Source organism: Stenotrophomonas sp. GZD-301, from assembly GCF_049310345.1.
Taxonomy (GTDB): Bacteria; Pseudomonadota; Gammaproteobacteria; order Xanthomonadales; family Xanthomonadaceae; genus Stenotrophomonas.
Genome location: NZ_JBMOWY010000072.1, coordinates 20,030 through 42,975, shown reverse-complemented (window position 1 = coordinate 42,975; position 22,946 = coordinate 20,030). Strand labels below are relative to the sequence as shown.

Genomic DNA, 22,946 nt, shown 5'->3' with positions numbered 1-22,946 from the left:
TTGGGGAGCTCTCGTTTTTTCTTGCTTTTTTTTCCCCTCCCCCCCCCCCTTCCCCCCCCCCCCCCCCCCACTACCGGGAACCGGTCACTGGCATGACCGAAAAAAAAACGCCGGGCAATGCCCGGCGTTCTTCAATGCGTATCGACCAACGGTCGATACCTGCCCTTGCAGGAAATCAACCCAGCAGGTGGGCGACGCCGCTGCGCTCTTCTTCCAGCTCGGCCAGGGTCTTGTCGATGTACTTCTGGCTGAAGTCGTCGACCGGCAGGTCCTTGACCAGGGTGTACTCACCGTTCTCGGTGGTCACCGCGAAGCCGAAGATCACGCCTTCCGGGATGCCGTAGGAGCCGTCGGACGGCACGCCCATCGTCACCCACTTGCCGTTGCTGCCCAGCACCCAGTCGCGCACGTGGTCGATGGCGGCATTGGCGGCCGACGCAGCCGAGGACGAACCACGGGCTTCGATGATCGCCGCGCCGCGCTTGCCCACGGTCGGGATGAAGGTGCCGGCATTCCATTCCTGGTCGTTGATCGCATCGGCGACGGAGGCGCCGTCGGCGGTGGCGAAACGGTAGTCCGGGTACATGGTCGGGCTGTGGTTGCCCCACACGACCAGCTTTTCAATGCCACCGACCGACTTGCCCAGCTTGGACGACAGCTGGCTCAGGGCGCGGTTGTGGTCCAGGCGCAGCATGGCGGTGAAGTTGCGCGGGTTCAGGTCCGGCGCCGACTTCATGGCGATGTAGGCATTGGTGTTGGCCGGGTTGCCGACCACCAGCACCTTCACGTTGCGGCTGGCCACCTTGTTCAGCGCCGCGCCCTGCGCGGTGAAGATCTTGGCGTTTTCCAGCAGCAGGTCCTTGCGCTCCATGCCCGGGCCGCGCGGACGCGCGCCGACCAGCAGGGCGATGTCGGCATCCTTGAAGGCGACTTCGGCGTCATCGGTACCGACCATGCCGGCCAGCAGCGGGAACGCGCAGTCTTCCAGTTCCATCATCACGCCGCGCAGGGCGGCCTGGGCCTTGTCGACCGGCAGCTCGAGCAGCTGCAGGATGACCGGCTGGTCCTTGCCCAGCATTTCGCCGGAGGCGATGCGGAACAGCAGGGCGTAGCCGATCTGGCCGGCGGCGCCGGTCACGGCAACACGAACAGGTGCTTTCATGGGGATTTCCTCTGCTAAGAAGCTGTGTGGGAGTGGCCACCGGGCGGGGAAAGACCTGGCGGGGCGGCCGGAAATGCGAAACGGCCTCCCGTTACAGGAGGCCGCTGGAGGGGATCAGGCGGAGAGGATCTTGTTCCACTCGGCCACCTGGTCGGCCTGGGCGGCCAGCACGGCGTCGGTGTCGCCTTCCAGGGTGATCGAATGGATCACGTCGCCCTGCTTGACCGAATCGACGATCGCCTGGCCTTCCAGGACCTGGCCGAACACGGTGTGCTTGCCGTCCAGCCAGTCGGTCTTGATGTGGGTGATGAAGAACTGGCTGCCGTTGGTGTTCGGGCCGGCATTGGCCATCGACAGCGAGCCGATCTGGTGCTTCACGCCGTTCTTCTCGTCCTCGAACTTGTAGCCCGGGCCGCCGGTGCCACGACCCTGCGGGCAGCCGCCCTGGATCATGAAGTCCGGGATCACACGGTGGAAGATCAGGCCGTCATAGAAGCCCTTCTTGACCAGGTTCACGAAGTTGGCGACGGTCTTGGGTGCCTTGTCGGCGAACAGCTCGACCTTGATCGGGCCCTGGGTGGTGTCGAAAGTGGCGATGAGGGACATGCAAATCCTTGGGGTACGGGGGTTTGTCGTTAGCTCCATAGGATACACCGCGCCCCTTGAACGACGCGCGCCAGTTTCACGAACCCGCCGCCACGCGCCCGGTCCCCAACCGGCACGGGACGCGCCGTTCCTGAACGCCCCGGAGCCACCGAGGGTGGGGGTCAACCTGAATAGGCTGAAGGTTGTTTTCGCGATTGGTCATCTTGGCCGTATAATGTTGGACTTCTTTTTCCAAATCCGGCGCCGACTGGCCCCCTTTCGCATGTCTATCGAAAATCTTCGCAACATCGCCATCGTCGCCCACGTCGACCACGGTAAGACCACTCTCGTCGACCAGCTGCTCAAGCAGTCCGGCACCCTCTCCGAGCGCACCGTGCTCGCCGAGCGCGTGATGGACAGCAATGACCAGGAAAAGGAACGCGGCATCACCATCCTGGCCAAGAACACGGCCATCACCTGGGAAGACAAGAAGACCGGCATCAAGAACCGGATCAACATCGTCGACACCCCGGGACACGCCGACTTCGGCGGCGAAGTGGAGCGCGTGCTGTCGATGGTCGACACCGTGCTGATCCTGGTCGACGCGATGGACGGCCCGATGCCGCAGACCCGCTTCGTCACCCAGAAGGCCTTCGCGATGGGCTTCAAGCCGATCGTCGTGGTCAACAAGGTCGACCGTCCGGGCTCGCGTCCGGATTGGGTGATCGACCAGGTGTTCGACCTGTTCGACAAGCTCGGCGCCACCAATGAGCAGCTCGACTTCCCGATCGTCTACGCCTCGGCCTTGAACGGCTATGCCGGCCTGGAAGACAGCGTGCGCGATGGCGACATGACCCCGCTGTACGAAGCGATCATGCAGCACGCGCCGAAGCCGGAAGTGGACCCGGAAGGTCCGTTCCAGATGCGCATCAGCCAGCTGGACTACAACAACTTCGTGGGCGTGATCGGCATCGGCCGCGTCCAGCGCGGCACCCTGAAGAAGAACATGCAGGTCGCGGTGATCGACCGTGAAGGCAAGAAGCGCAACGGCAAGGTCGCGCAGGTGCTGGGCTTCCTGGGCCTGGAGCGCATCGAGCAGGACACCGCCGAGGCCGGCGACATCGTCGCCATCTCCGGCATCGCCGAGCTGACCATCTCCGACACCCTGTGCCACCCGGACACCCCGGAAGCACTGCCGGCGCTGACCGTCGATGAACCGACGATCTCGATGACCTTCCAGGTCAACAACTCGCCGTTCGCCGGCAACAAGGACCTGTCCGGTGGCAAGTTCCTGACCAGCCGCCAGATCAAGGACCGCCTGGACCGCGAGCAGGTCCACAACGTGGCGCTGAAGGTCGAACAGCTGGAAGACGCCGACAAGTTCCTGGTCTCCGGCCGTGGCGAACTGCACCTGTCGGTGCTGATCGAAAACATGCGTCGTGAAGGCTACGAGCTGGCCGTGTCGCGCCCGGAAGTGATCATCAAGCAGATCGACGGCCAGGCGATGGAGCCGATCGAACAGCTGGTGGTGGACATTGAAGAGCAGCACCAGGGCGGCGTGATGGAAAAGCTGGGCACCCGCAAGGGCCAGCTGAAGAACATGGAGCCGGACGGCAAGGGCCGTGTGCGCCTGGAATACCAGATCCCGGCCCGTGGCCTGATCGGCTTCCAGAACGAGTTCAAGACCCTGACCCAGGGTTCGGGCCTGCTGTTCCACGTGTTCGACCATTACGGCCCGAAGGAACAGGGCGCGATCGCCAAGCGCCAGAACGGCGTGATGATCGCCAATGCCCCGGGCGCAACCCCGGCGTACTCCCTGGGGCCGCTGCAGGAACGCGGCAAGCTGTTCGCTGCTGAAGGCGACAACGTGTATGAAGGCCAGCTGGTCGGCATCCACTCCAAGGACAACGATCTGACCGTCAACGCGATCAAGACCAAGCCGCTGACCAACATGCGCGCGTCGGGCAAGGACGATGCGATCCAGCTGACCCCGGCGATCAAGTACTCGCTGGAACAGGCGCTGGACTTCATCGAAGACGACGAGCTGGTCGAGATCACCCCGAAGGAAATCCGTCTTCGCAAGAAGGGCCTGACCGAAAGCGACCGCAAGAAGGCATCGCGCGGCGGCTGATCGGACCTCTGTCGTGACCGACACGCCCTACAACCCGGATCCGCACAGGCATCCGGGTCTCCATGTGATCGCCTTGCTGGAAGCCAGCAAGGCGGCACTGGCGCTGTTGGCGGCCACCGGACTGGAAATCCTCGGTCCGCAGCCGCTTCGCGATGCGGTCAATGCCCTGATCCGGCGTTTCAGTCTGGACCCGGATCACGGCACCCTGCCCTCGCTGCTCAACATGATCAGCCCCGATGCCGTCCACCTCGCCGCTGCGGCGATGGTCGCCTACGGTGTGCTGCACCTCTTCGAGGCCTGGGGCCTCTGGCGCGCCAAGGCCTGGGCATCCTGGCTCGGCTGCGTCACCGCCGGCATCTACCTGCCGTTCGATATCTACGCCATCATCCGCCACCCTGGCTGGGCCTCGTGGTCGGTGCTGGTGATCAATCTGATCGTGGTCGGCGTGCTCGCCCGCGATATCCGCAAACGGCATGGCGGCCCCCCGGCGCAGGCCTGAGTTGCCAAGCGGTGCGGCGGCTGGTTAGCCTGTCGGCCGGTTTCCGGGACGCACCGATGCGCCTGTCGCTGACACCCCTGCTGATTGCCTGCACCCTGGTGGGTTGCACGCCCGCGCCCCTGCCGGCGCATGCACGCGATGCCGCCACGACCACCGCCCCGGCGGTCCCCTTCCCGTACGCCGAAACCGGCATCGCCGACCTGCAGTCGCGCATGGCCGCCGGCGAGCTGGACAGCGTCACCCTGACCCGCGCCTATCTGGAGCGTATCGCCCGCCTGGATCGGGCCGGCCCGCGCCTGCGCTCGGTGATCGAACTCAACCCCGATGCCCTGAAGGACGCCGCCGAGCTCGATGCCGAACGGCGTGCCGGCCACCTGCGCGGGCCGCTGCACGGCATTCCGATCCTGCTCAAGGACAACATCGGCGCCGCCCCGATGAGCACCACCGCCGGCTCGCTCGCGCTGGAGGGGTTCCGCCCCGGCGATGCGTTCCTGGTGGGGCGCCTGCGCGGTGCCGGCGCCCTGATCCTGGGCAAGACCAACCTCAGCGAGTGGGCCAATTTCCGCTCCACCCGCTCCATCTCCGGCTGGAGCGCGCGCGGCGGCCAGACCCGCAACCCCTACCGCCTCAGCCACAATCCCTGCGGCTCCAGCAGCGGCAGCGCGGTGGCCGTGGCCGCCAACCTCGCCTCGGCGTCGGTCGGCACCGAAACCGACGGCAGCATCGTCTGTCCCGCCGCCATCAACGGCGTCGTCGGGCTGAAGCCCACCGTGGGCCTGGTGAGCCGCGAAGGCATCATCCCGATTTCCTTCAGCCAGGACACCGCCGGCCCGATGACCCGCAGCGTGGCGGATGCAGCCGCACTGCTCACCGCGATGGCCGGGCGCGACGACGCCGACCCGGCGACGGCGACCATGCCCGGCCGCGCGGTCTACGACTACACCTCGCGACTGAACCTGGACGGCCTGCGCGGCGCCCGTATCGGCGTGCTGTACACCGGGCTGGAAAAGCGCCCCGGCATCGGGCCGGCGCTGGAGCACGCCATTGCGATCCTGCGTGAGGCCGGCGCGGTCGTGGTGCCGGCCAGCCTGCCAACCCAGGGCCAGTGGCAGGACGCCGAGCGGACCGTGCTGCTGCATGAGTTCAAGGCCGGCCTGCAGCGCTACTTCACCACCTACCAGGCACCGGTGCGCAGCCTCGACGAGGTCATCGCCTGGAACCGCGAGCACGCCGGCAGGGAAATGAGCCTGTTCGGCCAGGAGATCATGGAACTGGCCAACACCACCGGTGGTCTGGGCACGCCCGAGTACATCCGCGCGCGCAGTGACGCGCGCCGCCTGGCCGGTCCGGAAGGCATCGATGCCGCCTTGCGTGCGCAGCGGCTTGACGCGTTGATCGCCCCCACCACCGGCGTGGCCTGGCCGATCCGCGACGGCCAGGGCGACGACTTCCCGGGCGAGAGCTACAGCGCCGCCGCAGTGGCCGGCTACCCGAGCCTGACCGTGCCGATGGCCCATGTCGACGGCCTGCCGCTGGGCCTGCTGTTCATGGGCACCGCTTGGAGCGAGCCGCGCCTGATCGAGCTGGGCTACGCCTATGAACAGCGCACGCGGGCGCGCCGTCCGCCGCGCTTCAAGACCGACACCCTGCTGCCGCACACCAGCCCACCCTGAGCTGCTGAGCGCGCCGCCTGGCGCCGCACAGGCGGGCTGGCTGCCCCTGCACGCCTGAGCAGCCCGGACAGTGTGTCTCCGTGCGGCTGCCGGCCAGCGGCCGGCACTACGGGCCGTCTTCGGCGCCGGGCGACCGCACCCCGTCCACCGGCTGCACGCGCCCCCGCTGCTGCGGGTCGGGCTGCTGCAACAGTTCGGCGCGGGTGCGCGGCAGCGCCTGCGGATGCTCGCGGGCGATGAAGTCCAGCATCCGCTCACGCACCAGGCAGCGCAGGTCGAACGCATCACCCGAATTGCGCGCGCTGACCAGCAGGCGCACCTGGACGGTGTGCTCGGACGTCTCGGTGACCTGGGTCACGCACACCCGCCCATCCCAGAGCGGCTCGGCATGGCAGATGCGGTCGAGCTCGGCGCGGATGGCGTTGATCGGCGCCCGATAGTCCAGCCACAGGAAGGCCGTCCCCAGCAGGTCCGCGCTGCGCCGGGTCCAGTTCTGGAACGGGTGCTCGATGAACCAGGTCAGCGGCACCACCATGCGCCGCTCATCCCAGATCCGTACCACCACATAGCTGCTGCCGATCTCCTCGACCCGGCCCCATTCGCCCTCCACGATCACCACATCATCCAGCCGGATCGGCTGGGTCAAGGCGATCTGCAGCCCGGCGATGAGGTTGCCGAAGACCGGCTTGGCAGCGATACCGGCGACCAGCCCGATGATGCCCGCCGAGGCCAGCAGCGCCGTGCCGATCTGGCGCACCATCGGGAAGGTCAACAGGATCAGCGATACCCCGACCAGGATGATCGCGCCCATCAGAACGCGGCTGAGCACGCGCGTCTGGGTCTGGATGCGGCGGGCCTCCAGGTTGTCCGCCACTTCCATCGGATGGTCGCGCAGGATCGCCTGCTCGCCGGCCGCCACCGCCCGCACCAGGCACCAGATCACGCAGGCGGTCAGCCCGATGTGCAGCAGCCGCAGTGCCTGGTCGAGCCAGCGCCCCTGCAGGGGCGTGGCTTCCAGCGCAGGAATCAGCAGCAGCAGGGGCAAGGCGAAGGCCAGCGGGCGACTGAACACCCGCGCGATCCGCGCGCGCCGTCGCTCGCTGCCCTTCAGACGCCGCGTCAGCGCCATCAGCAGCCACCACCCCACGATACCGACCGCCAGCGCGATCGCCACCGGCCATAGATACGCCGCTGCCACCTGCCAATCCACTGTCACCGCACGCTCCCGTGATCCCGTCTGGAAGACCACAGGATGCCGGGGCACCGATGACCGCGATGTCGCCCGGATGTAAGCCGGGCGTGGACGCCGCCGATCAGGCGGCGTGGTGCTCCTGCTTGCGCACGATCGCCATCGCGATTTCCAGCGACTGCTCGTAGTTCAGTCGCGGATCCACCGAGGAGCGGTACGCACGCTCCAGATCACGCTCGGTCAGCTCGCGCGCGCCGCCGGTGCATTCGGTCACGTCCTCACCGGTCAGCTCCAGGTGCACGCCGCCCAGGCGCGTGCCGGCCGCGGCGTGCAGGTCGAACGACATCTCCACCTCGCTGCGCACGTTGTCGAAGCGACGCGTCTTGAAGCCATTGCTGGTGCTTTCGGTATTGCCATGCATCGCATCGCAGACCCACAGCACACGCCGCCCGTCGCGCTTGACCGCCTGCAGCAGCGGCGGCAGCTTCTCGGCGATCTGCGCCGCCCCCATCCGGTGGATGAAGCTCAGGCGCCCCGGCTCGTCGTGCGGGTTGAGCACGTCGATCAGGCGCAGCAGCTGGTCCGGCTGCACCGACGGCCCCACCTTGATCGCGATCGGATTGCGCACGCCACGCAGGTACTCCACGTGCGCGCCATCCAGCGCGGCCGTGCGCATGCCGATCCACGGATAGTGCGTGCTCAGGTTCAACCAGCCCTGCTGGCGCGGCACCTGGCGGGTCAGCGCCTGCTCGTAGGGCAGCAGCAACGCCTCGTGCGAGGTGTAGAAATCGATCCGGTTGAGGTTGTGCACCTGCGAACCGGCCAACGTCTCCATGAAGCGCACCGCATCGCCGATCGACGCCACCATCTTCTGGTAGTCACCGGCCAGCGGCGAATGCCGCACCCACTCCAGGTTCCAGTACTCGGGGTGATGCAGGTCGGCGAAGCCACCGTCGATCAGCGCCCGCACGAAGTTCATCGTCATCGCCGAATGCGCGTGCGCCTGCAGCATCCGCCGCGGGTCCGGCAGCCGTGCGGCCTCGGTGAACTCCGGCGCATTGATCACGTCGCCGCGGTAGCTGGGCAAGGTCACCCCATCGCGCGTTTCAGTGTCGGCCGATCGCGGCTTGGCGTACTGACCGGCAAAGCGCCCCACCCGCGTGACCGGCTTGCGCAGCCCGTGCACCAGCACCAGGCTCATCTGCAGCAGCACCTTGAGCCGGTTGGAAATGGTGGTCGACTCGCAGTCGCTGAAGTTCTCCGCGCAGTCACCGCCCTGCAGCAGGAAGCGCTTGCCTTCCTGGGCCTCGGCGAGCTGCTGCTTCAACGCCAGGATTTCCCACGACGTGACCAGCGGCGGCAGGCGCTTGAGCTCATGGAGCGCCGCATCCAGCGCCACCGGATCGGGATAGGTCGGCATCTGCAGCGCCGGCTTGCCGCGCCAGCTCTCCGGCGACCAGTCGGTCGGCAGCATGGCGGGGGCAGTGGCGGGATCGGCAGCGTTCATCGGTATATCCAGTGGGGGATGGAGCAATCAGGGAAATCAGCTACGTCGCGCAGGGCGACGGAACGAGGCGAACAGCGCCCAGGCAGCCAGCAGCACGAACCACACCAGGCTCCACATCGGCATGGTCAGGCCCAGGAACTGCCAATCGATGTTGCCGCAGTCACCGGTACCGGTCAGCACGGTGCGGAACACTTCCAGCGGGCCCATCGTCTCGCTGAGAAACGCCAGCGGCGGGCCGCAGCTCGAGCCCATGTCCTTGGGCAGCAGCTGCACATAGACATGGCGCCCGGCAATGCCGATTCCCACCGCCGCAGCGATGAAGGCCAGTACCCCGTACGTCGCCCGCCCGGCGCGCTCACGCGGACCATGCAAGGCACCGATCAGGAACAGCAGACCAAGCGCGGCAAACGCCAGCCGCTGGAAGATGCACAGCGGGCACGGCTCAAGACCGATCTTGAGCTGCAGGAAAATCGCATAGGCCAGCAGGCCAACGCAGACCAGGAAGCCCAGCAGGAACTGGGCGCGGTAACTCCAACGCAGTGGATTCATTGCCAACACTCGTGAACGTCCAGACGCCAAGATTAACAGGCCCTCACGGCCCTCAGCCGCCGACCATCGGCCCAGCCGACCAGACAGCCTGTTCCGAATTGCAGCGGGACGCCAACACCCGTCGTCGCTGGGCCGCCAGGTAACCATCCAGGCGCCGGCAGGCGTGGGGGCGCGGGACCGTAGAAAACAGGGATGTTTTCTACGAGCCCCCAGGGATGGGTTCACGGCGTGTCCCGCGCCCCCACGCCTGCCGGCGCCCACCGGGAGAACCGAACGTCCAAGCTCTGGCTCCGCTGTCGACCTCGCGGCACCCCATAAACGGAAAAACCCGGCACAAGGCCGGGTTCTTCACCGAATAACGGGTGTTGCGCGTCGATTACTCTTCGACGGCTTCAGCCACGGCCGGACGGTCCACCAGTTCCACGTAGGCCATCGGCGCGTTGTCACCAGCGCGGAAGCCGCACTTCAGCAGACGCAGGTAGCCACCCGGACGGGTCGCGTAGCGCGGGCCCAGGATGGTGAACAGGTTGCCCACGGCTTCGTTGTCGCGCAGACGGGCGAAGGCCAGACGGCGGTTGGCAACGGAGTCGACCTTGGCCAGGGTGATCAGCGGCTCGGCGACGCGGCGCAGTTCCTTGGCCTTCGGCAGGGTGGTCTTGATCAGCTCGTGCTTGAACAGCGACGCGGCCATGTTCTTGAACATTGCTTCGCGGTGGGCGCTGGTACGGTTGAACTTACGACCGGATTTCATATGACGCATGACGGTGATTCCTGAAGTGAATGTTGGATCGGTTGGGTATCGCTGTCGCCTTCCCGGCGTTGCTGCTTGGACTGCGGATGGTCCGGTGCCGGCCCTCCTGGCCGACCGTCACCGCAGGCTATGGGCCTGTCGATGCGAGGTGTTGCGGGTGAAGCCCCCGCACCCGAAGGTGCGGGGTCAAGCATCTTGCGTAGCGCTGGATCAGCCGAGCATGCCGTGCTGGGCGACACCGGCCGGCGGCCAGTTCTCCAGCTTCATGCCGAGCGAAAGACCGCGCTGTGCGAGGACTTCCTTGATCTCGGTCAGCGACTTCTTGCCGAGGTTCGGGGTCTTGAGCAGTTCCACTTCGGTCTTCTGGATCAGATCGCCGATGTAGTAAATGCTCTCTGCCTTCAGGCAGTTGGCCGAACGCACAGTCAGTTCCAGGTCGTCGATCGGGCGCAGCAGCACCGGATCCACGCCGTTGTTGGCCGGCTTGGCCGCACCGCGGTCGCGGTGGGTGAAGTCACCGAACACCGACAGCTGATCGCTGAGGATGTCGGCGGCGGTGCGCACGGCTTCCTCGGCATCGATCGTGCCGTTGGTTTCGATGTCCAGCACCAGCTTGTCCAGGTCGGTACGCTGTTCAACGCGGGCCGCTTCCACCGAATAGGCGACGCGACGGACCGGCGAGAACGAGGCGTCCAGAACCAGACGACCGATGGCACGGGTTTCTTCGTCCGGACGACGACGCGCGGCCGCCGGCTGGTAGCCGAAACCACGCTCGATCTTCAGACGCATATTGACTGCCGTGTCCTTGGTCAGGTGGCAGATGATATGGTCGTTGTTGAGGATCTCGACGTTGTGGTCGACCTTGATATCGGCAGCGGTCACAACACCCGGACCCTGCTTGGACAGCGACAGCGTGGCGCTGTCACCGGTATGCATACGGATGGCCACGTCCTTCAGGTTGAGCAGGACTTCCAGCACGTCCTCCTGCAAGCCTTCGAGCGTGGTGTACTCGTGCAGCACGCCGTCGATCTCGACTTCCGTGATGGCGAAGCCCGGGATGGACGACAGCAGCACGCGACGCAGGGCATTGCCCAGCGTATGCCCGTAACCACGCTCCAAGGGCTCGATAACGACCTTGGCGCGGGTGTCGGTAAGGCGTTCGATCTGCGGACCGCGAGGACGCAGAACCTGGTTGGCGGTAACCGTCATGTTGCGGGTTCTCCTAGTGAATCCCCGGCCGTCGCCGGGGATTCTCCAATGTGAATTACTTCGAATACAACTCGACGATCAGCGCTTCGTTGATATCCGCAGGCAGGTCCGCACGATCCGGCACAGCCTTGAAGATGCCGGCGAACTTGCCGGAATCCACTTCAACCCACGACGGGCGCAGGTCGTGCTGGGCAGCAACGGTCAGGGCTTCCTGAACGCGCAGCTGCTTGGCAGCCTTCTCGGACAGAGCGACGGCGTCGCCAGCCTTGACCTGGTACGAAGCCAGGTTGACCGACTTGCCGTTCACGGTGACGCCGCGGTGCGAAACCAGCTGACGAGCAGCCGGACGGGTCACAGCGAAGCCCATGCGATAGACGACGTTGTCCAGACGGGTTTCCAACAGCTGCAGCAGGTTCTCGCCGGTGTTGCCCTTCTTGGTCGAGGCCTTCTTGTAGTAGTTGCGGAACTGACGCTCCAGCAGGCCGTAGATACGCTTGACCTTCTGCTTTTCACGCAGCTGGGTGGCGTAGTCGGACAGCTTGCCCTTACGGGCGGTCGCGCCGTGCTGGCCGGGCTTCTGCTCCAGCTTGCACTTGGAGTCCAGCGCACGCGCCGGGCTCTTGAGGGAAAGGTCGGCGCCTTCGCGGCGGGCGAGCTTACAGGTAGGACCGATATAACGAGCCATTTCTTATCGCTCCTTTAGACGCGACGCTTCTTCGGCGGACGGCACCCGTTGTGCGGGATAGGCGTCACGTCGATGATGTTGGTGATCTTGTAGCCCACGTTGTTCAGCGAGCGCACGGCCGACTCACGACCCGGACCCGGGCCCTTGATGCGGACTTCCAGGGACTTGACGCCGTAGTCGAGCGCGGCACGGCCGGCCTTCTCGGCAGCCACCTGGGCAGCGAACGGGGTGGACTTGCGCGAACCGCGGAAGCCAGCGCCACCGGAGGTCGCCCACGACAGAGCGTTGCCCTGACGGTCGGTGATGGTCACGATGGTGTTGTTGAAAGAAGCGTGGACGTGGGCGACGCCGTCAGTGACGACGCGCTTGATCTTCTTCTTGGTCTTAGCGACGGGCTTAGCCATTTCTTAGGTCCCTTACTTCCTGATCGCCTTGCGCGGGCCCTTGCGGGTGCGGGCGTTGGTACGGGTGCGCTGGCCACGCAGCGGCAGGCCGCGACGGTGACGCAGACCGCGGTAGCAGCCCAGATCCATCAGGCGCTTGATCGCGATACCGATTTCACGGCGCAGATCGCCTTCCACGATGTACTTGGCCACTTCCGAGCGCAGACGCTCGATTTCCGGCTCCGACAGATCGCGGATCTTGGTGGTCGAGGTAACGCCTGCGGCGTCGCAGACCTTCTTCGAACGGGTACGGCCGATGCCGTAAATGCTTTGCAACCCGACCCAGACGTGCTTCTGGGCTGGCAGGTTGACGCCTGCAATACGCGCCATGACGCGGTTCTCCAGCTGAGTGATGGCCGACAGCGCACCACGGGCGCGCCAATCCGGCAGGATGGATCAAAAAAGTGAACTAGCGATTCTATCAAGGTCTCGGTTTACTTGGAAGTCCGTGAAACCAAACGGTTTCATGAACCCGGCATGGGGAGTGTGCCCATGCTCCGGCGCCGGATGTCGTTGACTGCAGAGGTTGCCCTCGCCGCCGCCCGCGCTACTCCCGCGCGGGACCACCACATCTCACCCCCACCCGAGACCGCTGCGGGGGCCGCCCTTCGATTTGGAAGGCCAGGTCCGGGAACCGGAGGGCCTTCGCAACAAGAAGACTAGTGTAACAGGTGAATCAGCCGCGGGCAAAACCGCCGCGGTTGCCGCCCTTCAGATTCGCCTTCTTCAACAGGCTCTCATACTGGTGCGACATCAGGTGCGCCTGGATCTGGGCAATGAAGTCCATCACCACCACCACCACGATCAGCAGCGAGGTGCCACCGAAGTAGAACGACGCGCCAAGCTGGGTACGCATGATTTCCGGCAGCAGGCAGACGATCACCAGGTACAGCGAACCTGCGGCGGTCAGACGGGTCAGCACGCCATCGATGTAGTCGGCGGTGGCCTTGCCCGGACGGATGCCCGGAATCAGCGCGCCCGACTTCTTCAGGTTGTCGGCGGTTTCCTGCGAGTTGAACACCAGCGCGGTATAGAAGAACGCGAAACCGGTGATCAGCGCGGCGAACACGATCATGTGCAGCGGTTCGCCCGGGCCGAGGGCACTGGCAACCTTCTGCAGCCACGTCGCCGAGCTGGCCTGGCCGGACCACATGGCCAGGGTCGTCGGGAACGCCAGGATGCTGGAGGCGAAGATGGCCGGGATCACGCCCGCCATGTTCAGCTTCAGCGGCAGGAACGAGGTCTGGTTCATGTACGCGTTGCGGCCGCCCTGGCGACGTGCGTAGTTCACCGTGATGCGGCGCTGGCCGCGTTCGACGAACACCACGAAGTAGGTGAAGGCCAGCACCACCAGCACGATCAGCAGCAGGGCGATGAAGCTCATGTTGCCGTCGCGGTAGGCTTCCACGGTGTGGATGACCGCGCCCGGCAGGCCGGCGACGATGCCGGCGAAGATGATCAGCGACACACCGTTGCCGATGCCGCGCTCGGTGACCTGCTCACCGACCCACATCAGGAAGATGGTGCCGGCGGTCAGCGCGACCACGGCGGTGAGCACGAAGCCCATGCCCGGCGCGTAGACCACGGGCGCACCGCCCGGGGACAGCTGGTTCTGCAGCGCCAGCGCGATGCTGCCGCCCTGCACCACCGCCAGGAACACGGCGCCGATGCGGGAATATTGGGTGATCTTGCGACGGCCCGACTCGCCTTCCTTCTGCATTGCCTTCAATGCCGGGAAGATGTGGACCGCCAGCTGCATCACGATCGATGCCGAGATGTACGGCATCACGTTCAGCGCGAAAATGCTGAAACGGTGCAGGGCGCCGCCCGAGAACATGTTGAACATGTCCACGATGCCGCCGCCCTGCGCCTGCATGAGCGCAAGCATGGCATCGGGATTGACGCCCGGCACCGGCACATAACAGCCGATGCGATAGACGATCAAAGCCCCGAGGACGAACAGCAGTCGCTGGCGAAGTTCCGTGAACTTGCCGAGCCCGCCGCCGAGGTTACCAATGCCAGCTTGCGCCATGTCTTACTCCTGTACGCTGCCGCCGGCAGCTTCGATCGCGGCCTTGGCACCGGCCGTTGCAGCGATGCCCTTCAGGGTGAAGGCCTTGGTCAGGCCGCCCTTCATGACGATCTTGGCCTTCTTGGCCGTGCTCGGGACCAGCTTCGCAGCGCGCAGCGCGGCGAAATCGACCTCACCGGCCTCCAGCTTGTCCAAGTGGTACGACAGGACTTCAGCAGTGTCCTTGGCGATCTTGGAACGGAAACCGACCTTCGGCAGACGACGCTGCATGGGGGTCTGGCCGCCTTCGAAGCCTGCCTTGATCTTGCCGCCACCCTTACGGGCGAACGAACCCTTGTGGCCGCGGCCGCAGGTCTTGCCCAGGCCCGAGCCGATACCACGGCCCACGCGGGTGCGCTCTTTGCGCGCGCCCGGTGCCGGGCTCAGTTCATTGAGATGCATGGTCATTGGATTATTCCTCAACCTGGACGAGGTACTGAACCTTGTTGATCAGACCGCGAACCTGCGGGCTGTCCTTCAGTTCACGCACGTCATTGAGCTTGTTCAGGCCCAGCGCACGCACCGACAGGCGGTGACGCGACTGGGTGCCACGCAGGCCACGCACCAGGCGGACCTTGACGGTCTTGGCGGTTTCATTAGCCATGGTTGAGATCCTCCACCTTCTTGCCGCGCTTGGCCGCAATGCGGACCGGCGACTGCATGTCGGTCAGGCCCTTCAGCGTGGCGCGAACCAGGTTGATCGGGTTACGCGAACCGACGGCCTTGGCCAGCACGTTCTTGACGCCAACGGCTTCCAGCACAGCGCGCATGGCGCCGCCGGCGATGACGCCCGTACCTTCCGATGCCGGCATCATGAACACACGGGCTGCGCCGTGGCCGGCCTTGACCGGGTGCCACAGGGTGCCGTTGTTCAGATCGACGGTGGCCAGGTTCTTGCGCGCCTGCTCCATCGACTTCTGGATGGCGACCGGCACTTCGCGTGCCTTGCCGTAACCGAAACCGACCTTGCCTTCGCCATCACCGACCACGGTCAGTGCGGTGAAGGTGAACTGGCGACCGCCCTTGACGGTCTTGCTGACGCGGTTGACCGCGACCAGCTTTTCGATCATGCCGTCGTCGACTTTCTCTTCGCGGTTGCGATCGCGATCGCGACCCCGCGGCTGACGTTCTTCTGCCATGTTGATTCCTTGATTGATTGAGTATGTACGGCTCAGGGCCGCTTATAGCTGTGAGATGGAGCGGTGGATCGAGCGCCCCTGCATAAGAAGGACGTCGCCCGGCGCAACCCGCGCCGGCAGGCAGGCGGAAGCGGGGCAATGCCCCGCTTCCTTATCCCTTAGAACTGCAGGCCGCCTTCGCGGGCTGCATCGGCCAGTGCCTTGATGCGGCCGTGGTAGCGGTAGCCCGAGCGGTCGAAAGCGACCTTCTCGATGCCCGCAGCCTTGGCGCGCTCGGCAACCAGCTTGCCAACCTTGACGGCGGCGTCGCTGTTCTTGCCGTTCTTCAGGCCGTCCTTGACGTCGGCCTGGGTGGTGTTGGCCGCAGCCAGCACCTTGGAGCCGTCGGCGGTGAAGACCTGGGCGTACAGGTGCTGACCGGTGCGCAGCACCGACAGACGCGGCACGCCGAGTTCGCGGATGTGTGCACGGGTCGACTTGGCACGACGCAGGCGAGCGATGTTCTTGTTCATTATCTTTTTCCTTGGAAAGCTGAGGACCTGAATTAGGCCTTCTTGGCTTCCTTACGAATGATGACTTCGCCGGCGTACTTCACACCCTTGCCCTTGTAGGGCTCCGGCGGACGGTAACCACGGATCTTGGCGGCAACTTCACCGACCTGCTGCTTGTCCGTACCCTGGACCACGATTTCGGTCTGGGTCGGGGTCGACAGGGTGATGCCTTCCGGCGCCACGAACACGACCGGGTGCGAGAAACCGAGCGACAGGTTCAGGTCCTTGCCCTGCATGGCGGCACGGTAACCGACGCCGACCAGCTCGAGCTTGCGCTCGAAACCTTCGGTCACGCCGTGGACCATGTTGGCCAGGATCGCGCGCACGGTGCCGGTGAGGGCAGTCAGCGCCGGATCGTTGGCGGCCAGGGTGGCAACGCCGTTTTCAACGGTGATTTCGACGCCAGCGACCTTCGACAGCGACAGGGTGCCCTTCGGGCCCTTCACGCTGACGGAATCGGACTGGATGTTCAGTTCAACGCCCTTGGGCAGGTTGACCGGCTTCTTGGCTACGCGGGACATAGTAGTTTCCTTCTCGCCTTAGGCCACGAAGCACAGGACTTCGCCGCCGACGCCCAGCTGGCGCGCCTGCGCATCAGTCATGATGCCCTTGGAGGTGGAGATGATGGAGATGCCCAGGCCGTTCAGGACCTTCGGCAGCTCAGACTTGCCACGGTACTGGCGCAGACCCGAACGCGAGAAGCGCTTCAGGGTCTCGATGACCGGCTTGCCTTCGAAATACTTCAGGACGATTTCAAGTTCGGCCTTGTTGTTTTCGATCTTGGTCACGCGCAGGTCGGTGATGTAGCCTTCGGCCTTCAACACTTCTGCGATTGCAACCTTGATCTTGGAGGACGGCGCTTTCACCGTCTGCTTGCCAACCGCGGCCGCATTCTTGATGCGTACCAGCAGGTCGGCGATGGGATCAGTCATGCTCATAGTCGATACCTTTGAGTGCACCGATATCCGCTTTCGCGAAAATCTTGCTGTTTGGAATGGGCCTTGCGGCCCGTCGTTCTAGTTCAGCGGAGCCGGTCAACCGACCAACGGTCGGCGCTACCGGTCGCCATTACAGCGCCCCGCCCCACCCATGCTGCCAGTGAGACGCGGGAGTATACGACAAAAAGAGCCCGACCAGGGCCGGACTCTTTAAGTTGGGGTGAGCCTGAACAGGCCCACCCCTTACCACAGGGACGAATCCCTTACCAGCTGGCCTTGCGCAGGCCCGGCACGTCGCCACGCATGGTGGCTTCGCGCAGCTTGTTGCGGCCGAGGCCGAACTTGCTGTAGACGCCACGCGGGCGGCCGGACAGTTCGCAACGGTTGCGGTGGCGGCTCGGCGACGAATCGCGCGGCAGCTTCTGCAACTTGATCACGGCGTCAGCCTTTTCGTCGTACGAAGCGGTCGGGCTGGAGATGATCTTCTTCAGCTCTTCACGCTTACCGGCGTACTTGGCGGCCAGCTTGGCACGCTTCAGATCGCGGTTGACCATGGAGGTCTTTGCCATTTCGGATTCCTCGACGTATCAGTTACGGAACGGGAACTTGAACGCTGCGAGCAGCGCCTTCGCTTCCGCGTCGGTCTTGGCGGTGGTGGTGATGGCGATATCCATGCCGCGGATCGCGTCGACAGCGTCGAAGTCGATTTCCGGGAAGATGATCTGTTCCTTCACACCCATGTTGAAGTTGCCACGACCGTCGAAGGAGCGACCCGAGACACCACGGAAGTCGCGCACGCGCGGCAGCGAGATGTTGATCAGGCGATCCAGGAACTCATACATCTTTTCACGACGCAGCGTGGTCTTGCAGCCGATCGGCCAACCATCGCGGATCTTGAACGAAGCCACCGAGACGCGGGACTTGGTCACGATCGGCTTCTGGCCGGAGACCTTGGCCATGTCGGCGACGGCATTTTCCAGGATCTTCTTGTTCGTGGCTGCTTCGCCGACACCCATGTTCAGGGTGACCTTGACCAGCTTCGGAACCTGCATCGGATTGGTGTAGCCGAACTGCTTCATCAGCGCCGGCACCACTTCTTCCTTGTAGAACTTTTCGAGACGGGTATTCATCAGCGCATCCTCAGGCGTCGAGCGCCTCACCGCTGGAGCGGAACACACGCAGTTTGCGTCCATCCTCCAGCACCTTGAAACCAACGCGTTCGCCCTTGCCCGAAGCCGGGTTGAGCACGTTCACGTTGGAGATATGGATCGACGCTTCACGCTCGACCACGCCGCCGGCAACACCTGCCTGCGGGTTCGGCTTGGTGTGGCGCTTGACGATGTTCACGTTGGCGACGATCACACGATCGCCGTCGACGCGGACGACTTCGCCCTGCTTGCCCTTGTCCTTGCCGGTGTTGACGACGACCTGGTCGCCCTTCTTGATACGGTTAGCCATGATTATCTCCTGTCGCTCACAGCACTTCGGGAGCGAGCGAGACGATCTTCATGAACTTCTCGGTACGAAGTTCACGCGTCACCGGTCCGAAGATGCGGGTGCCGATCGGCTCTTGCTTGTTGTTGAGCAGGACCGCAGCGTTGGCGTCAAAACGGATCAGCGAACCGTCGGCGCGACGCACACCCTTGCGGGTACGCACCACGACGGCGTCGAACACTTCACCCTTCTTGACCTTGCCGCGCGGGATCGCATCCTTCACGGTGACCTTGATGATGTCACCGATGTGGGCGTAGCGACGCTTGGAGCCGCCCAGCACCTTGATGCACATCACTTCCTTGGCACCGGAATTGTCCGCGACCTCGAGGTAGCTCTGCATCTGGATCATGATTCAGATCTCCTTATTCAGCCGCACGCGTGATGACTTCCACCACGCGCCAGTTCTTGGTCTTGGACATCGGAGCAATCTCGGTCACGCGGACGACATCGCCTTCGTTGCAGGCGTTGTCGGCGTCGTGGGCGTGCAGCTTGGTCGAACGCTTGATGTACTTGCCGTACAGGGCGTGCTTGACCAGGCGTTCCACCAACACGGTGACCGTCTTGTCCATCTTGTTGCTGACGACACGGCCTTCGACCGTGCGCAGCGTCTTGTTTTCAGTATTGTCGCTCATCGCGGCCATCCTTACTTGGTGCTGCCGAGCAGGGTCTTGACGCGAGCAATCTCGCGGCGGACCCGGCGGGTTTCGTGAGTCTTCGGCAGCTGGCCGGTAACCTGCTGCATACGGAGCGAGAACTGCTCCTTACGCAGGTCGGTCAGGTGGGCCTTCAGATCGTCAGCCGACTTTTCGCGAAGTTGTTTGATATCCATTACATCACCGTCCGGGTCACGAAGGTGGTGGTCACGGAGAGCTTGGCAGCTGCCAGGCGGAACGCCTCGCGAGCCACGCTTTCATCCACACCTTCAATTTCATAGATCATGCGGCCGGGCTGGATCTGGGCGACCCAGTACTCCACGTTGCCCTTACCAGAACCCATTCGGACTTCGATGGGCTTCTTGGTGATCGGCTTGTCGGGGAACACTCGGATCCACATCTTGCCGCCGCGCTTGACGTAGCGGCTGATCGAGCGGCGAGCCGCTTCGATCTGACGCGCGGTCAGCTGACCATGAGCGGTTGCCTTCAGGCCGTACTCGCCGAAGCTGACAGCGTTGGCGCTCCAGCTCAGGCCATCGTTACGGCCCTTGTGTACCTTGCGGTACTTGGTTCGCTTGGGTTGCAACATTGTCGTTACCTCGCTTCACGGGCCGGGCGCTGACGGTCACCGCGGTCGCCGCGATCGTTACGATCGTTGCGCGGGGAATCGTCCTGCTTTTCCTGGCCAACCTGGGAGAAATCGAAAACCTCGCCCTTGTAGATCCAGACCTTGATGCCGATGATGCCGTAGGTCGTCTTGGCTTCAGCGAAGCCATAGTCGATGTCGGCACGCAGCGTGTGCAGCGGCACGCGGCCTTCGCGGTACCACTCCGAACGGGCGATTTCAGCACCGTTGAGGCGGCCACCGACGTTGACCTTGATGCCCAGGGCACCCAGACGCATCGCGTTGCCGACCGAGCGCTTCATGGCGCGGCGGAACATGATGCGACGCTCCAGCTGCTGCGCGATCGACTCGGCAACCAGCTGTGCGTCCAGCTCGGGCTTGCGCACTTCGGTGACGTTGATGTGCGCCGGGACGCCCATCATTTCGCTCACTTCCTTGCGCAGCTTCTCGATGTCCTCACCGCGCTTGCCGATCACCACGCCCGGACGGGCGGTGTGGATCGTCACGCGAGCGGTCTTGGCCGGACGCTCGATCAGGATCTTGCTGATGCCGGCCTGCGCGAGCTTCTTGCGCAGCATGTCCCGCACCTTCAGGTCGGCCGCCAGGTAACCAGCGAACTCGGCCTTGTTGGCGTACCACTTGGAGTTCCAGTCCTTGGAAATGCCGAGGCGGATACCAATCGGATGAACTTTATGACCCATGGTGTTTTCCTTTCCGCTTACTTGCCGGCGCCCACAACCACAGTGATGTGGCTGGTGCGCTTGAGGATGCGGGTGCCGCGGCCTTTCGCCCGCGCCATGAAACGCTTCAGGGTCGGACCTTCATCTACCATGATGGTCTGAACCTTCAGCTCGTCGACGTCGGCGCCCTGGTTGTTCTCGGCATTGGCAATAGCCGACTCCACCACCTTCTTGATCAGGTGGGCAGCCTTCTTGTCCGAGAACTTCAGCAGGTTGACCGCACGCTCGGCCGGCAGGCCGCGCACCTGGTCAGCGACCAGACGGGCTTTCTGCGCAGAGATGCGCGCGGAGCGCAGGATTGCTTTCGCTTCCATTGTCATCTCTCCTTACTTGCCCGACTTCTTGTCACCACCGTGACCCTTGAAGGTCCGGGTGATGGCAAATTCGCCGAGCTTGTGGCCGACCATGTTCTCGTTGACGAGCACCGGAACGTGGTTCTTACCGTTATGAACGGCGATGGTGATGCCTACCATTTCCGGCAGGATCATCGAACGGCGCGACCAGGTCTTGATCGGCTTCTTGCTACCCGCAGCGGCCTCCACCTTCTTGACGAGGTGGTGATCGACGAACGGGCCCTTCTTGAGTGAACGTGCCATGGTCGATTAGCCCCTACGATCGCGGACGATGAATTGCTGGGTGCGCTTGTTATGGCGCGTCTTGTAGCCCTTGGTCGGGACACCCCACGGGGTGACCGGATGCGGGTTACCCTGGCCGGCCTTCGCCTCACCACCACCGTGCGGGTGGTCAACCGGGTTCATGGCAGCACCACGAACGGTCGGGCGGACACCGCGCCAGCGCTTGGCGCCAGCCTTGCCCAGCTTTTCCAGGTTGTGCTCGTCGTTACCGACTTCACCGATGGTGGCGCGGCACTCGACCGGCACCTTACGCATTTCACCCGAGCGCAGGCGCAGGGTGGCGTAGATACCTTCACGAGCGACGAGCTGCACGGCGGCGCCGGCGGCACGCGCGATCTGAGCACCCTTGCCCGGCTTCAGTTCGATGCCGTGGACAGTGGTACCGACCGGGATGTTGCGCAGCGGCAGGGTGTTGCCGGTCTTGATCGGCGCATCCGAGCCCGCGATCACCTGGTCACCGGCCTTCAGGCCCTTCGGTGCGATGATGTAGCGACGCTCGCCGTCGACGTAGCACAGCAGGGCGATATGGGCGGTGCGGTTCGGATCGTATTCGATGCGTTCCACGCGCGCCGGAATGCCTTCCTTGTTGCGCTTGAAGTCGATGACGCGGTAGTGCTGCTTGTGGCCACCACCAACGTGACGGGTGGTGATACGGCCGTGGTGGTTACGACCACCCGACTTGCTCTGCGGCTCCAGCAACGCTGCGTGCGGTGCGCCCTTGTGCAGATCGGGCGTAACCACGCGCACGGCCGAACGACGGCCGGGGGAAGTGGGCTTGAATTTCATCAATGGCATGGGATGTACCTCAGGCCTTGGCCGTTACATCGATGGACTGGCCATCGGCGAGACGCACGTATGCCTTGCGCCAATCGCCGCGGCGGCCGTTGCGGTTACGGAAGGACTTGTTCTTGCCCTTCACGTTCAGCACGTTGACCGACTCGACCTTGACATCGAACAGCTGCTCAACCGCGGCCTTTACATCGGCCTTGGTCGCTTCGTTCGACACTTCAAAGACATACTGGTTGGAATGTTCCTGCAGGCGCGCGGTCTTTTCGGAGACTCGCGGAGCGCGAAGAACGCTGAAGATTTTCTCGTTGGCGTTCATGCCAGCCACTCCTCGACCTTCTTGACCGCGTCAGCGGTGATGACGACCGTGTCGGCACCCACCAGCGACACCGGGTCCAGACCCTGGACGTCACGAACTTCCACGTAGGGAATGTTGCGTGCCGACAGGTACAGGTGCTCGGAAGCCTCTTCGGTGACGATCAGCGGACGCTTGCCCACTTCCAGGCCGGCCAGCTTGGCGATCAACGACTTGGTGTTGGTCGCTTCGACATCGAAGGACTCCACGATCGTCAGACGGCCCTGGCGGTTCAGCTCGGACAGGATCGCGCACATGGCTGCACGGTACTGCTTACGGTTGACCTTCTGCTCGAAGCTGCGCGGCTTGGCCGCGAAGGTGACACCACCGCCGACGAAGATCGGAGCCGTCAGTGCGCCATGACGCGCGCCGCCGCCCTTCTGCTTCTTCGACTTCTTGGTGGTACCAGCCACTTCAGAGCGAGTCTTCTGTGCCTTGGTGCCGGCGCGACCGGCGTTGCGGTAAGCAACGACGACCTGGTGAACCAGATCTTCGCTGAAATCGCGACCGAACACGGCATCGGAGACCGAGACCTTGTTGTTGCTACCCGTGATAACGAGTTCCATCGTCATCTCT

General features: G+C 64.3%; 33 protein-coding genes. 3 read left to right on the top strand and 30 right to left on the bottom strand.

From position 1 onward, the window contains the following. Window positions 1-175: 175 nt before the first annotated feature. Together ACO6VK_RS18370 and ACO6VK_RS18365 are read right to left on the bottom strand one after the other, a co-directional pair. Window positions 176-1,162 (bottom strand): malate dehydrogenase, encoded by a 987-nt coding sequence (locus tag ACO6VK_RS18370; RefSeq protein WP_038690241.1) that lies wholly within the window; start codon window positions 1,160-1,162, stop codon window positions 176-178. Between the two features lie 114 nt (window positions 1,163-1,276). Then, entirely contained in the window at window positions 1,277-1,768 is a 492-nt protein-coding gene (locus ACO6VK_RS18365) for a peptidylprolyl isomerase (protein ID WP_017355437.1), read from the bottom strand. A 262-nt stretch (window positions 1,769-2,030) separates the two neighbouring features. Between ACO6VK_RS18365 and typA the strand changes: the two genes are divergently transcribed. From typA to ACO6VK_RS18350, 3 genes are read left to right on the top strand one after another with little or no spacing between them, the layout of a single operon-like run. Then, on the top strand, window positions 2,031-3,878 hold the full coding sequence (gene typA / locus ACO6VK_RS18360) for a translational GTPase TypA (RefSeq protein ID WP_422509634.1): 1,848 nt from the start codon (window positions 2,031-2,033) through the stop codon (window positions 3,876-3,878). A gap of 13 nt (window positions 3,879-3,891) precedes the next feature. Next, window positions 3,892-4,377 (top strand): DUF2127 domain-containing protein, encoded by a 486-nt coding sequence (locus ACO6VK_RS18355; protein ID WP_422509632.1) that lies wholly within the window; start codon window positions 3,892-3,894, stop codon window positions 4,375-4,377. A 56-nt stretch (window positions 4,378-4,433) separates the two neighbouring features. Beyond that, the gene (locus tag ACO6VK_RS18350) at window positions 4,434-6,050 is read left to right on the top strand and encodes an amidase (RefSeq protein ID WP_422509630.1); all 1,617 of its coding nucleotides are present in this window, start codon (window positions 4,434-4,436) and stop codon (window positions 6,048-6,050) included. 106 nt (window positions 6,051-6,156) lie between these two features. On the opposite strand, the gene ACO6VK_RS18345 is transcribed toward ACO6VK_RS18350, so the two are convergent. The 28 genes from ACO6VK_RS18345 to rplD form a co-directional block, all read right to left on the bottom strand. Next, on the bottom strand, window positions 6,157-7,260 hold the full coding sequence (locus ACO6VK_RS18345) for a mechanosensitive ion channel family protein (protein WP_422509636.1): 1,104 nt from the start codon (window positions 7,258-7,260) through the stop codon (window positions 6,157-6,159). Between the two features lie 103 nt (window positions 7,261-7,363). Further along, window positions 7,364-8,746 carry a class II 3-deoxy-7-phosphoheptulonate synthase gene (locus ACO6VK_RS18340; protein ID WP_422509628.1) on the bottom strand — a complete coding sequence of 461 codons (1,383 nt, stop codon included), beginning with the start codon at window positions 8,744-8,746 and terminating at the stop codon, window positions 7,364-7,366. Window positions 8,747-8,782: 36 nt separating this feature from the next. Beyond that, entirely contained in the window at window positions 8,783-9,295 is a 513-nt protein-coding gene (locus ACO6VK_RS18335; RefSeq protein ID WP_017355431.1) for a disulfide bond formation protein B, read from the bottom strand. Between the two features lie 376 nt (window positions 9,296-9,671). Beyond that, window positions 9,672-10,055, bottom strand: coding sequence for a 50S ribosomal protein L17 (rplQ, locus tag ACO6VK_RS18330; protein ID WP_313161055.1), 384 nt, complete (start codon window positions 10,053-10,055; stop codon window positions 9,672-9,674). 201 nt (window positions 10,056-10,256) lie between these two features. Continuing rightward, on the bottom strand, window positions 10,257-11,255 hold the full coding sequence (locus tag ACO6VK_RS18325; RefSeq protein ID WP_411850019.1) for a DNA-directed RNA polymerase subunit alpha: 999 nt from the start codon (window positions 11,253-11,255) through the stop codon (window positions 10,257-10,259). Between the two features lie 55 nt (window positions 11,256-11,310). Next, window positions 11,311-11,940, bottom strand: coding sequence for a 30S ribosomal protein S4 (rpsD, locus tag ACO6VK_RS18320; protein WP_017355428.1), 630 nt, complete (start codon window positions 11,938-11,940; stop codon window positions 11,311-11,313). Between the two features lie 14 nt (window positions 11,941-11,954). After that, window positions 11,955-12,344: a 30S ribosomal protein S11 gene (gene rpsK / locus ACO6VK_RS18315; protein ID WP_017355427.1), complete on the bottom strand. Its 390-nt coding sequence runs from the start codon at window positions 12,342-12,344 to the stop codon at window positions 11,955-11,957. 12 nt (window positions 12,345-12,356) lie between these two features. Then, window positions 12,357-12,713 carry a 30S ribosomal protein S13 gene (rpsM, locus tag ACO6VK_RS18310; RefSeq protein WP_017355426.1) on the bottom strand — a complete coding sequence of 119 codons (357 nt, stop codon included), beginning with the start codon at window positions 12,711-12,713 and terminating at the stop codon, window positions 12,357-12,359. 346 nt (window positions 12,714-13,059) lie between these two features. After that, window positions 13,060-14,415: a preprotein translocase subunit SecY gene (gene secY / locus ACO6VK_RS18305; RefSeq protein WP_422509624.1), complete on the bottom strand. Its 1,356-nt coding sequence runs from the start codon at window positions 14,413-14,415 to the stop codon at window positions 13,060-13,062. Window positions 14,416-14,418: 3 nt separating this feature from the next. Continuing rightward, window positions 14,419-14,862, bottom strand: a complete 444-nt coding sequence (gene rplO, locus ACO6VK_RS18300) for a 50S ribosomal protein L15 (RefSeq protein WP_017355424.1) — start codon at window positions 14,860-14,862, stop codon at window positions 14,419-14,421. 4 nt (window positions 14,863-14,866) lie between these two features. Continuing rightward, the gene (rpmD, locus tag ACO6VK_RS18295) at window positions 14,867-15,058 is read right to left on the bottom strand and encodes a 50S ribosomal protein L30 (RefSeq protein WP_017355423.1); all 192 of its coding nucleotides are present in this window, start codon (window positions 15,056-15,058) and stop codon (window positions 14,867-14,869) included. Then, window positions 15,051-15,593, bottom strand: a complete 543-nt coding sequence (rpsE, locus tag ACO6VK_RS18290; RefSeq protein WP_017355422.1) for a 30S ribosomal protein S5 — start codon at window positions 15,591-15,593, stop codon at window positions 15,051-15,053. The genes rpmD and rpsE overlap by 8 nt, the downstream gene beginning before the upstream one ends. 158 nt (window positions 15,594-15,751) lie before the next feature. Beyond that, complete coding sequence (rplR, locus tag ACO6VK_RS18285; protein ID WP_422509621.1) at window positions 15,752-16,105, bottom strand: 50S ribosomal protein L18; 354 nt, start codon at window positions 16,103-16,105, stop codon at window positions 15,752-15,754. Window positions 16,106-16,137: 32 nt separating this feature from the next. Then, window positions 16,138-16,665: a 50S ribosomal protein L6 gene (gene rplF, locus ACO6VK_RS18280; protein ID WP_422509619.1), complete on the bottom strand. Its 528-nt coding sequence runs from the start codon at window positions 16,663-16,665 to the stop codon at window positions 16,138-16,140. Window positions 16,666-16,683: 18 nt separating this feature from the next. Next, window positions 16,684-17,082 carry a 30S ribosomal protein S8 gene (rpsH, locus tag ACO6VK_RS18275; protein WP_019186156.1) on the bottom strand — a complete coding sequence of 133 codons (399 nt, stop codon included), beginning with the start codon at window positions 17,080-17,082 and terminating at the stop codon, window positions 16,684-16,686. 263 nt (window positions 17,083-17,345) lie between these two features. Beyond that, a complete protein-coding gene (rpsN, locus tag ACO6VK_RS18270; protein ID WP_411850015.1) occupies window positions 17,346-17,651 on the bottom strand; it encodes a 30S ribosomal protein S14 in 306 nt (101 codons plus the stop codon). Between the two features lie 18 nt (window positions 17,652-17,669). Then, window positions 17,670-18,212: a 50S ribosomal protein L5 gene (rplE, locus tag ACO6VK_RS18265; RefSeq protein ID WP_038690283.1), complete on the bottom strand. Its 543-nt coding sequence runs from the start codon at window positions 18,210-18,212 to the stop codon at window positions 17,670-17,672. Window positions 18,213-18,222: 10 nt separating this feature from the next. Further along, window positions 18,223-18,540, bottom strand: a complete 318-nt coding sequence (gene rplX, locus ACO6VK_RS18260; protein WP_017355416.1) for a 50S ribosomal protein L24 — start codon at window positions 18,538-18,540, stop codon at window positions 18,223-18,225. A 16-nt stretch (window positions 18,541-18,556) separates the two neighbouring features. Beyond that, a complete protein-coding gene (gene rplN, locus ACO6VK_RS18255; protein ID WP_038690286.1) occupies window positions 18,557-18,925 on the bottom strand; it encodes a 50S ribosomal protein L14 in 369 nt (122 codons plus the stop codon). Between the two features lie 13 nt (window positions 18,926-18,938). Next, a complete protein-coding gene (rpsQ, locus tag ACO6VK_RS18250) occupies window positions 18,939-19,208 on the bottom strand; it encodes a 30S ribosomal protein S17 (RefSeq protein ID WP_017355414.1) in 270 nt (89 codons plus the stop codon). Window positions 19,209-19,219: 11 nt separating this feature from the next. Further along, window positions 19,220-19,405, bottom strand: coding sequence for a 50S ribosomal protein L29 (rpmC, locus tag ACO6VK_RS18245; protein ID WP_017355413.1), 186 nt, complete (start codon window positions 19,403-19,405; stop codon window positions 19,220-19,222). After that, the gene (gene rplP, locus ACO6VK_RS18240; protein WP_017355412.1) at window positions 19,405-19,818 is read right to left on the bottom strand and encodes a 50S ribosomal protein L16; all 414 of its coding nucleotides are present in this window, start codon (window positions 19,816-19,818) and stop codon (window positions 19,405-19,407) included. The genes rpmC and rplP overlap by 1 nt, the downstream gene beginning before the upstream one ends. 5 nt (window positions 19,819-19,823) lie before the next feature. Beyond that, complete coding sequence (gene rpsC / locus ACO6VK_RS18235; protein WP_017355411.1) at window positions 19,824-20,555, bottom strand: 30S ribosomal protein S3; 732 nt, start codon at window positions 20,553-20,555, stop codon at window positions 19,824-19,826. Between the two features lie 17 nt (window positions 20,556-20,572). Then, entirely contained in the window at window positions 20,573-20,908 is a 336-nt protein-coding gene (rplV, locus tag ACO6VK_RS18230; protein ID WP_017355410.1) for a 50S ribosomal protein L22, read from the bottom strand. 12 nt (window positions 20,909-20,920) lie between these two features. Further along, window positions 20,921-21,190 (bottom strand): 30S ribosomal protein S19, encoded by a 270-nt coding sequence (gene rpsS / locus ACO6VK_RS18225; protein WP_017355409.1) that lies wholly within the window; start codon window positions 21,188-21,190, stop codon window positions 20,921-20,923. Between the two features lie 6 nt (window positions 21,191-21,196). Further along, window positions 21,197-22,024, bottom strand: coding sequence for a 50S ribosomal protein L2 (gene rplB / locus ACO6VK_RS18220; protein WP_017355408.1), 828 nt, complete (start codon window positions 22,022-22,024; stop codon window positions 21,197-21,199). A gap of 10 nt (window positions 22,025-22,034) precedes the next feature. Further along, window positions 22,035-22,334: a 50S ribosomal protein L23 gene (rplW, locus tag ACO6VK_RS18215; RefSeq protein ID WP_017355407.1), complete on the bottom strand. Its 300-nt coding sequence runs from the start codon at window positions 22,332-22,334 to the stop codon at window positions 22,035-22,037. Beyond that, window positions 22,331-22,936 carry a 50S ribosomal protein L4 gene (gene rplD, locus ACO6VK_RS18210; protein ID WP_017355406.1) on the bottom strand — a complete coding sequence of 202 codons (606 nt, stop codon included), beginning with the start codon at window positions 22,934-22,936 and terminating at the stop codon, window positions 22,331-22,333. Before rplD ends, rplW begins: the two co-directional genes overlap by 4 nt. Between the last annotated feature and the right edge of the window lie 10 nt (window positions 22,937-22,946).

Bases quoted from the DNA above. Each gene is read 5' to 3' on its own strand.
- ACO6VK_RS18340 (WP_422509628.1), bottom strand. From the start codon at position 8,746: ATGAACGCTGCCGATCCCGCCACTGCCCCCGCCATGCTGCCGACCGAC.
- ACO6VK_RS18365 (WP_017355437.1), bottom strand. From the start codon at position 1,768: ATGTCCCTCATCGCCACTTTCGACACCACCCAGGGCCCGATCAAGGTC.
- rplQ (WP_313161055.1), bottom strand. From the start codon at position 10,055: ATGCGTCATATGAAATCCGGTCGTAAGTTCAACCGTACCAGCGCCCAC.
- rpsK (WP_017355427.1), bottom strand. From the start codon at position 12,344: ATGGCTAAGCCCGTCGCTAAGACCAAGAAGAAGATCAAGCGCGTCGTC.
- rpsM (WP_017355426.1), bottom strand. From the start codon at position 12,713: ATGGCGCGTATTGCAGGCGTCAACCTGCCAGCCCAGAAGCACGTCTGG.
- rpsS (WP_017355409.1), bottom strand. From the start codon at position 21,190: ATGGCACGTTCACTCAAGAAGGGCCCGTTCGTCGATCACCACCTCGTC.
- rplP (WP_017355412.1), bottom strand. From the start codon at position 19,818: ATGTTGCAACCCAAGCGAACCAAGTACCGCAAGGTACACAAGGGCCGT.
- rplO (WP_017355424.1), bottom strand. From the start codon at position 14,862: ATGACCATGCATCTCAATGAACTGAGCCCGGCACCGGGCGCGCGCAAA.
- rpsQ (WP_017355414.1), bottom strand. From the start codon at position 19,208: ATGAGCGACAATACTGAAAACAAGACGCTGCGCACGGTCGAAGGCCGT.
- ACO6VK_RS18325 (WP_411850019.1), bottom strand. From the start codon at position 11,255: ATGACGGTTACCGCCAACCAGGTTCTGCGTCCTCGCGGTCCGCAGATC.
- rpsE (WP_017355422.1), bottom strand. From the start codon at position 15,593: ATGGCAGAAGAACGTCAGCCGCGGGGTCGCGATCGCGATCGCAACCGC.
- rpsC (WP_017355411.1), bottom strand. From the start codon at position 20,555: ATGGGTCATAAAGTTCATCCGATTGGTATCCGCCTCGGCATTTCCAAG.
- rplR (WP_422509621.1), bottom strand. From the start codon at position 16,105: ATGAACAAGAACATCGCTCGCCTGCGTCGTGCCAAGTCGACCCGTGCA.
- rpsN (WP_411850015.1), bottom strand. From the start codon at position 17,651: ATGGCAAAGACCTCCATGGTCAACCGCGATCTGAAGCGTGCCAAGCTG.
- rplD (WP_017355406.1), bottom strand. From the start codon at position 22,936: ATGGAACTCGTTATCACGGGTAGCAACAACAAGGTCTCGGTCTCCGAT.
- rpmD (WP_017355423.1), bottom strand. From the start codon at position 15,058: ATGGCTAATGAAACCGCCAAGACCGTCAAGGTCCGCCTGGTGCGTGGC.
- ACO6VK_RS18335 (WP_017355431.1), bottom strand. From the start codon at position 9,295: ATGAATCCACTGCGTTGGAGTTACCGCGCCCAGTTCCTGCTGGGCTTC.
- rpmC (WP_017355413.1), bottom strand. From the start codon at position 19,405: ATGGATATCAAACAACTTCGCGAAAAGTCGGCTGACGATCTGAAGGCC.
- rplF (WP_422509619.1), bottom strand. From the start codon at position 16,665: ATGTCCCGCGTAGCCAAGAAGCCGGTCAACCTGCCCAAGGGCGTTGAA.
- rpsD (WP_017355428.1), bottom strand. From the start codon at position 11,940: ATGGCTCGTTATATCGGTCCTACCTGTAAGCTCGCCCGCCGCGAAGGC.
- rplW (WP_017355407.1), bottom strand. From the start codon at position 22,334: ATGAACGCCAACGAGAAAATCTTCAGCGTTCTTCGCGCTCCGCGAGTC.
- rplN (WP_038690286.1), bottom strand. From the start codon at position 18,925: ATGATCCAGATGCAGAGCTACCTCGAGGTCGCGGACAATTCCGGTGCC.
- ACO6VK_RS18350 (WP_422509630.1), top strand. From the start codon at position 4,434: ATGCGCCTGTCGCTGACACCCCTGCTGATTGCCTGCACCCTGGTGGGT.
- secY (WP_422509624.1), bottom strand. From the start codon at position 14,415: ATGGCGCAAGCTGGCATTGGTAACCTCGGCGGCGGGCTCGGCAAGTTC.
- rplB (WP_017355408.1), bottom strand. From the start codon at position 22,024: ATGCCATTGATGAAATTCAAGCCCACTTCCCCCGGCCGTCGTTCGGCC.
- rplV (WP_017355410.1), bottom strand. From the start codon at position 20,908: ATGGAAGCGAAAGCAATCCTGCGCTCCGCGCGCATCTCTGCGCAGAAA.
- rpsH (WP_019186156.1), bottom strand. From the start codon at position 17,082: ATGAGCATGACTGATCCCATCGCCGACCTGCTGGTACGCATCAAGAAT.
- rplE (WP_038690283.1), bottom strand. From the start codon at position 18,212: ATGAATACCCGTCTCGAAAAGTTCTACAAGGAAGAAGTGGTGCCGGCG.
- rplX (WP_017355416.1), bottom strand. From the start codon at position 18,540: ATGGCTAACCGTATCAAGAAGGGCGACCAGGTCGTCGTCAACACCGGC.
- ACO6VK_RS18370 (WP_038690241.1), bottom strand. From the start codon at position 1,162: ATGAAAGCACCTGTTCGTGTTGCCGTGACCGGCGCCGCCGGCCAGATC.
- typA (WP_422509634.1), top strand. From the start codon at position 2,031: ATGTCTATCGAAAATCTTCGCAACATCGCCATCGTCGCCCACGTCGAC.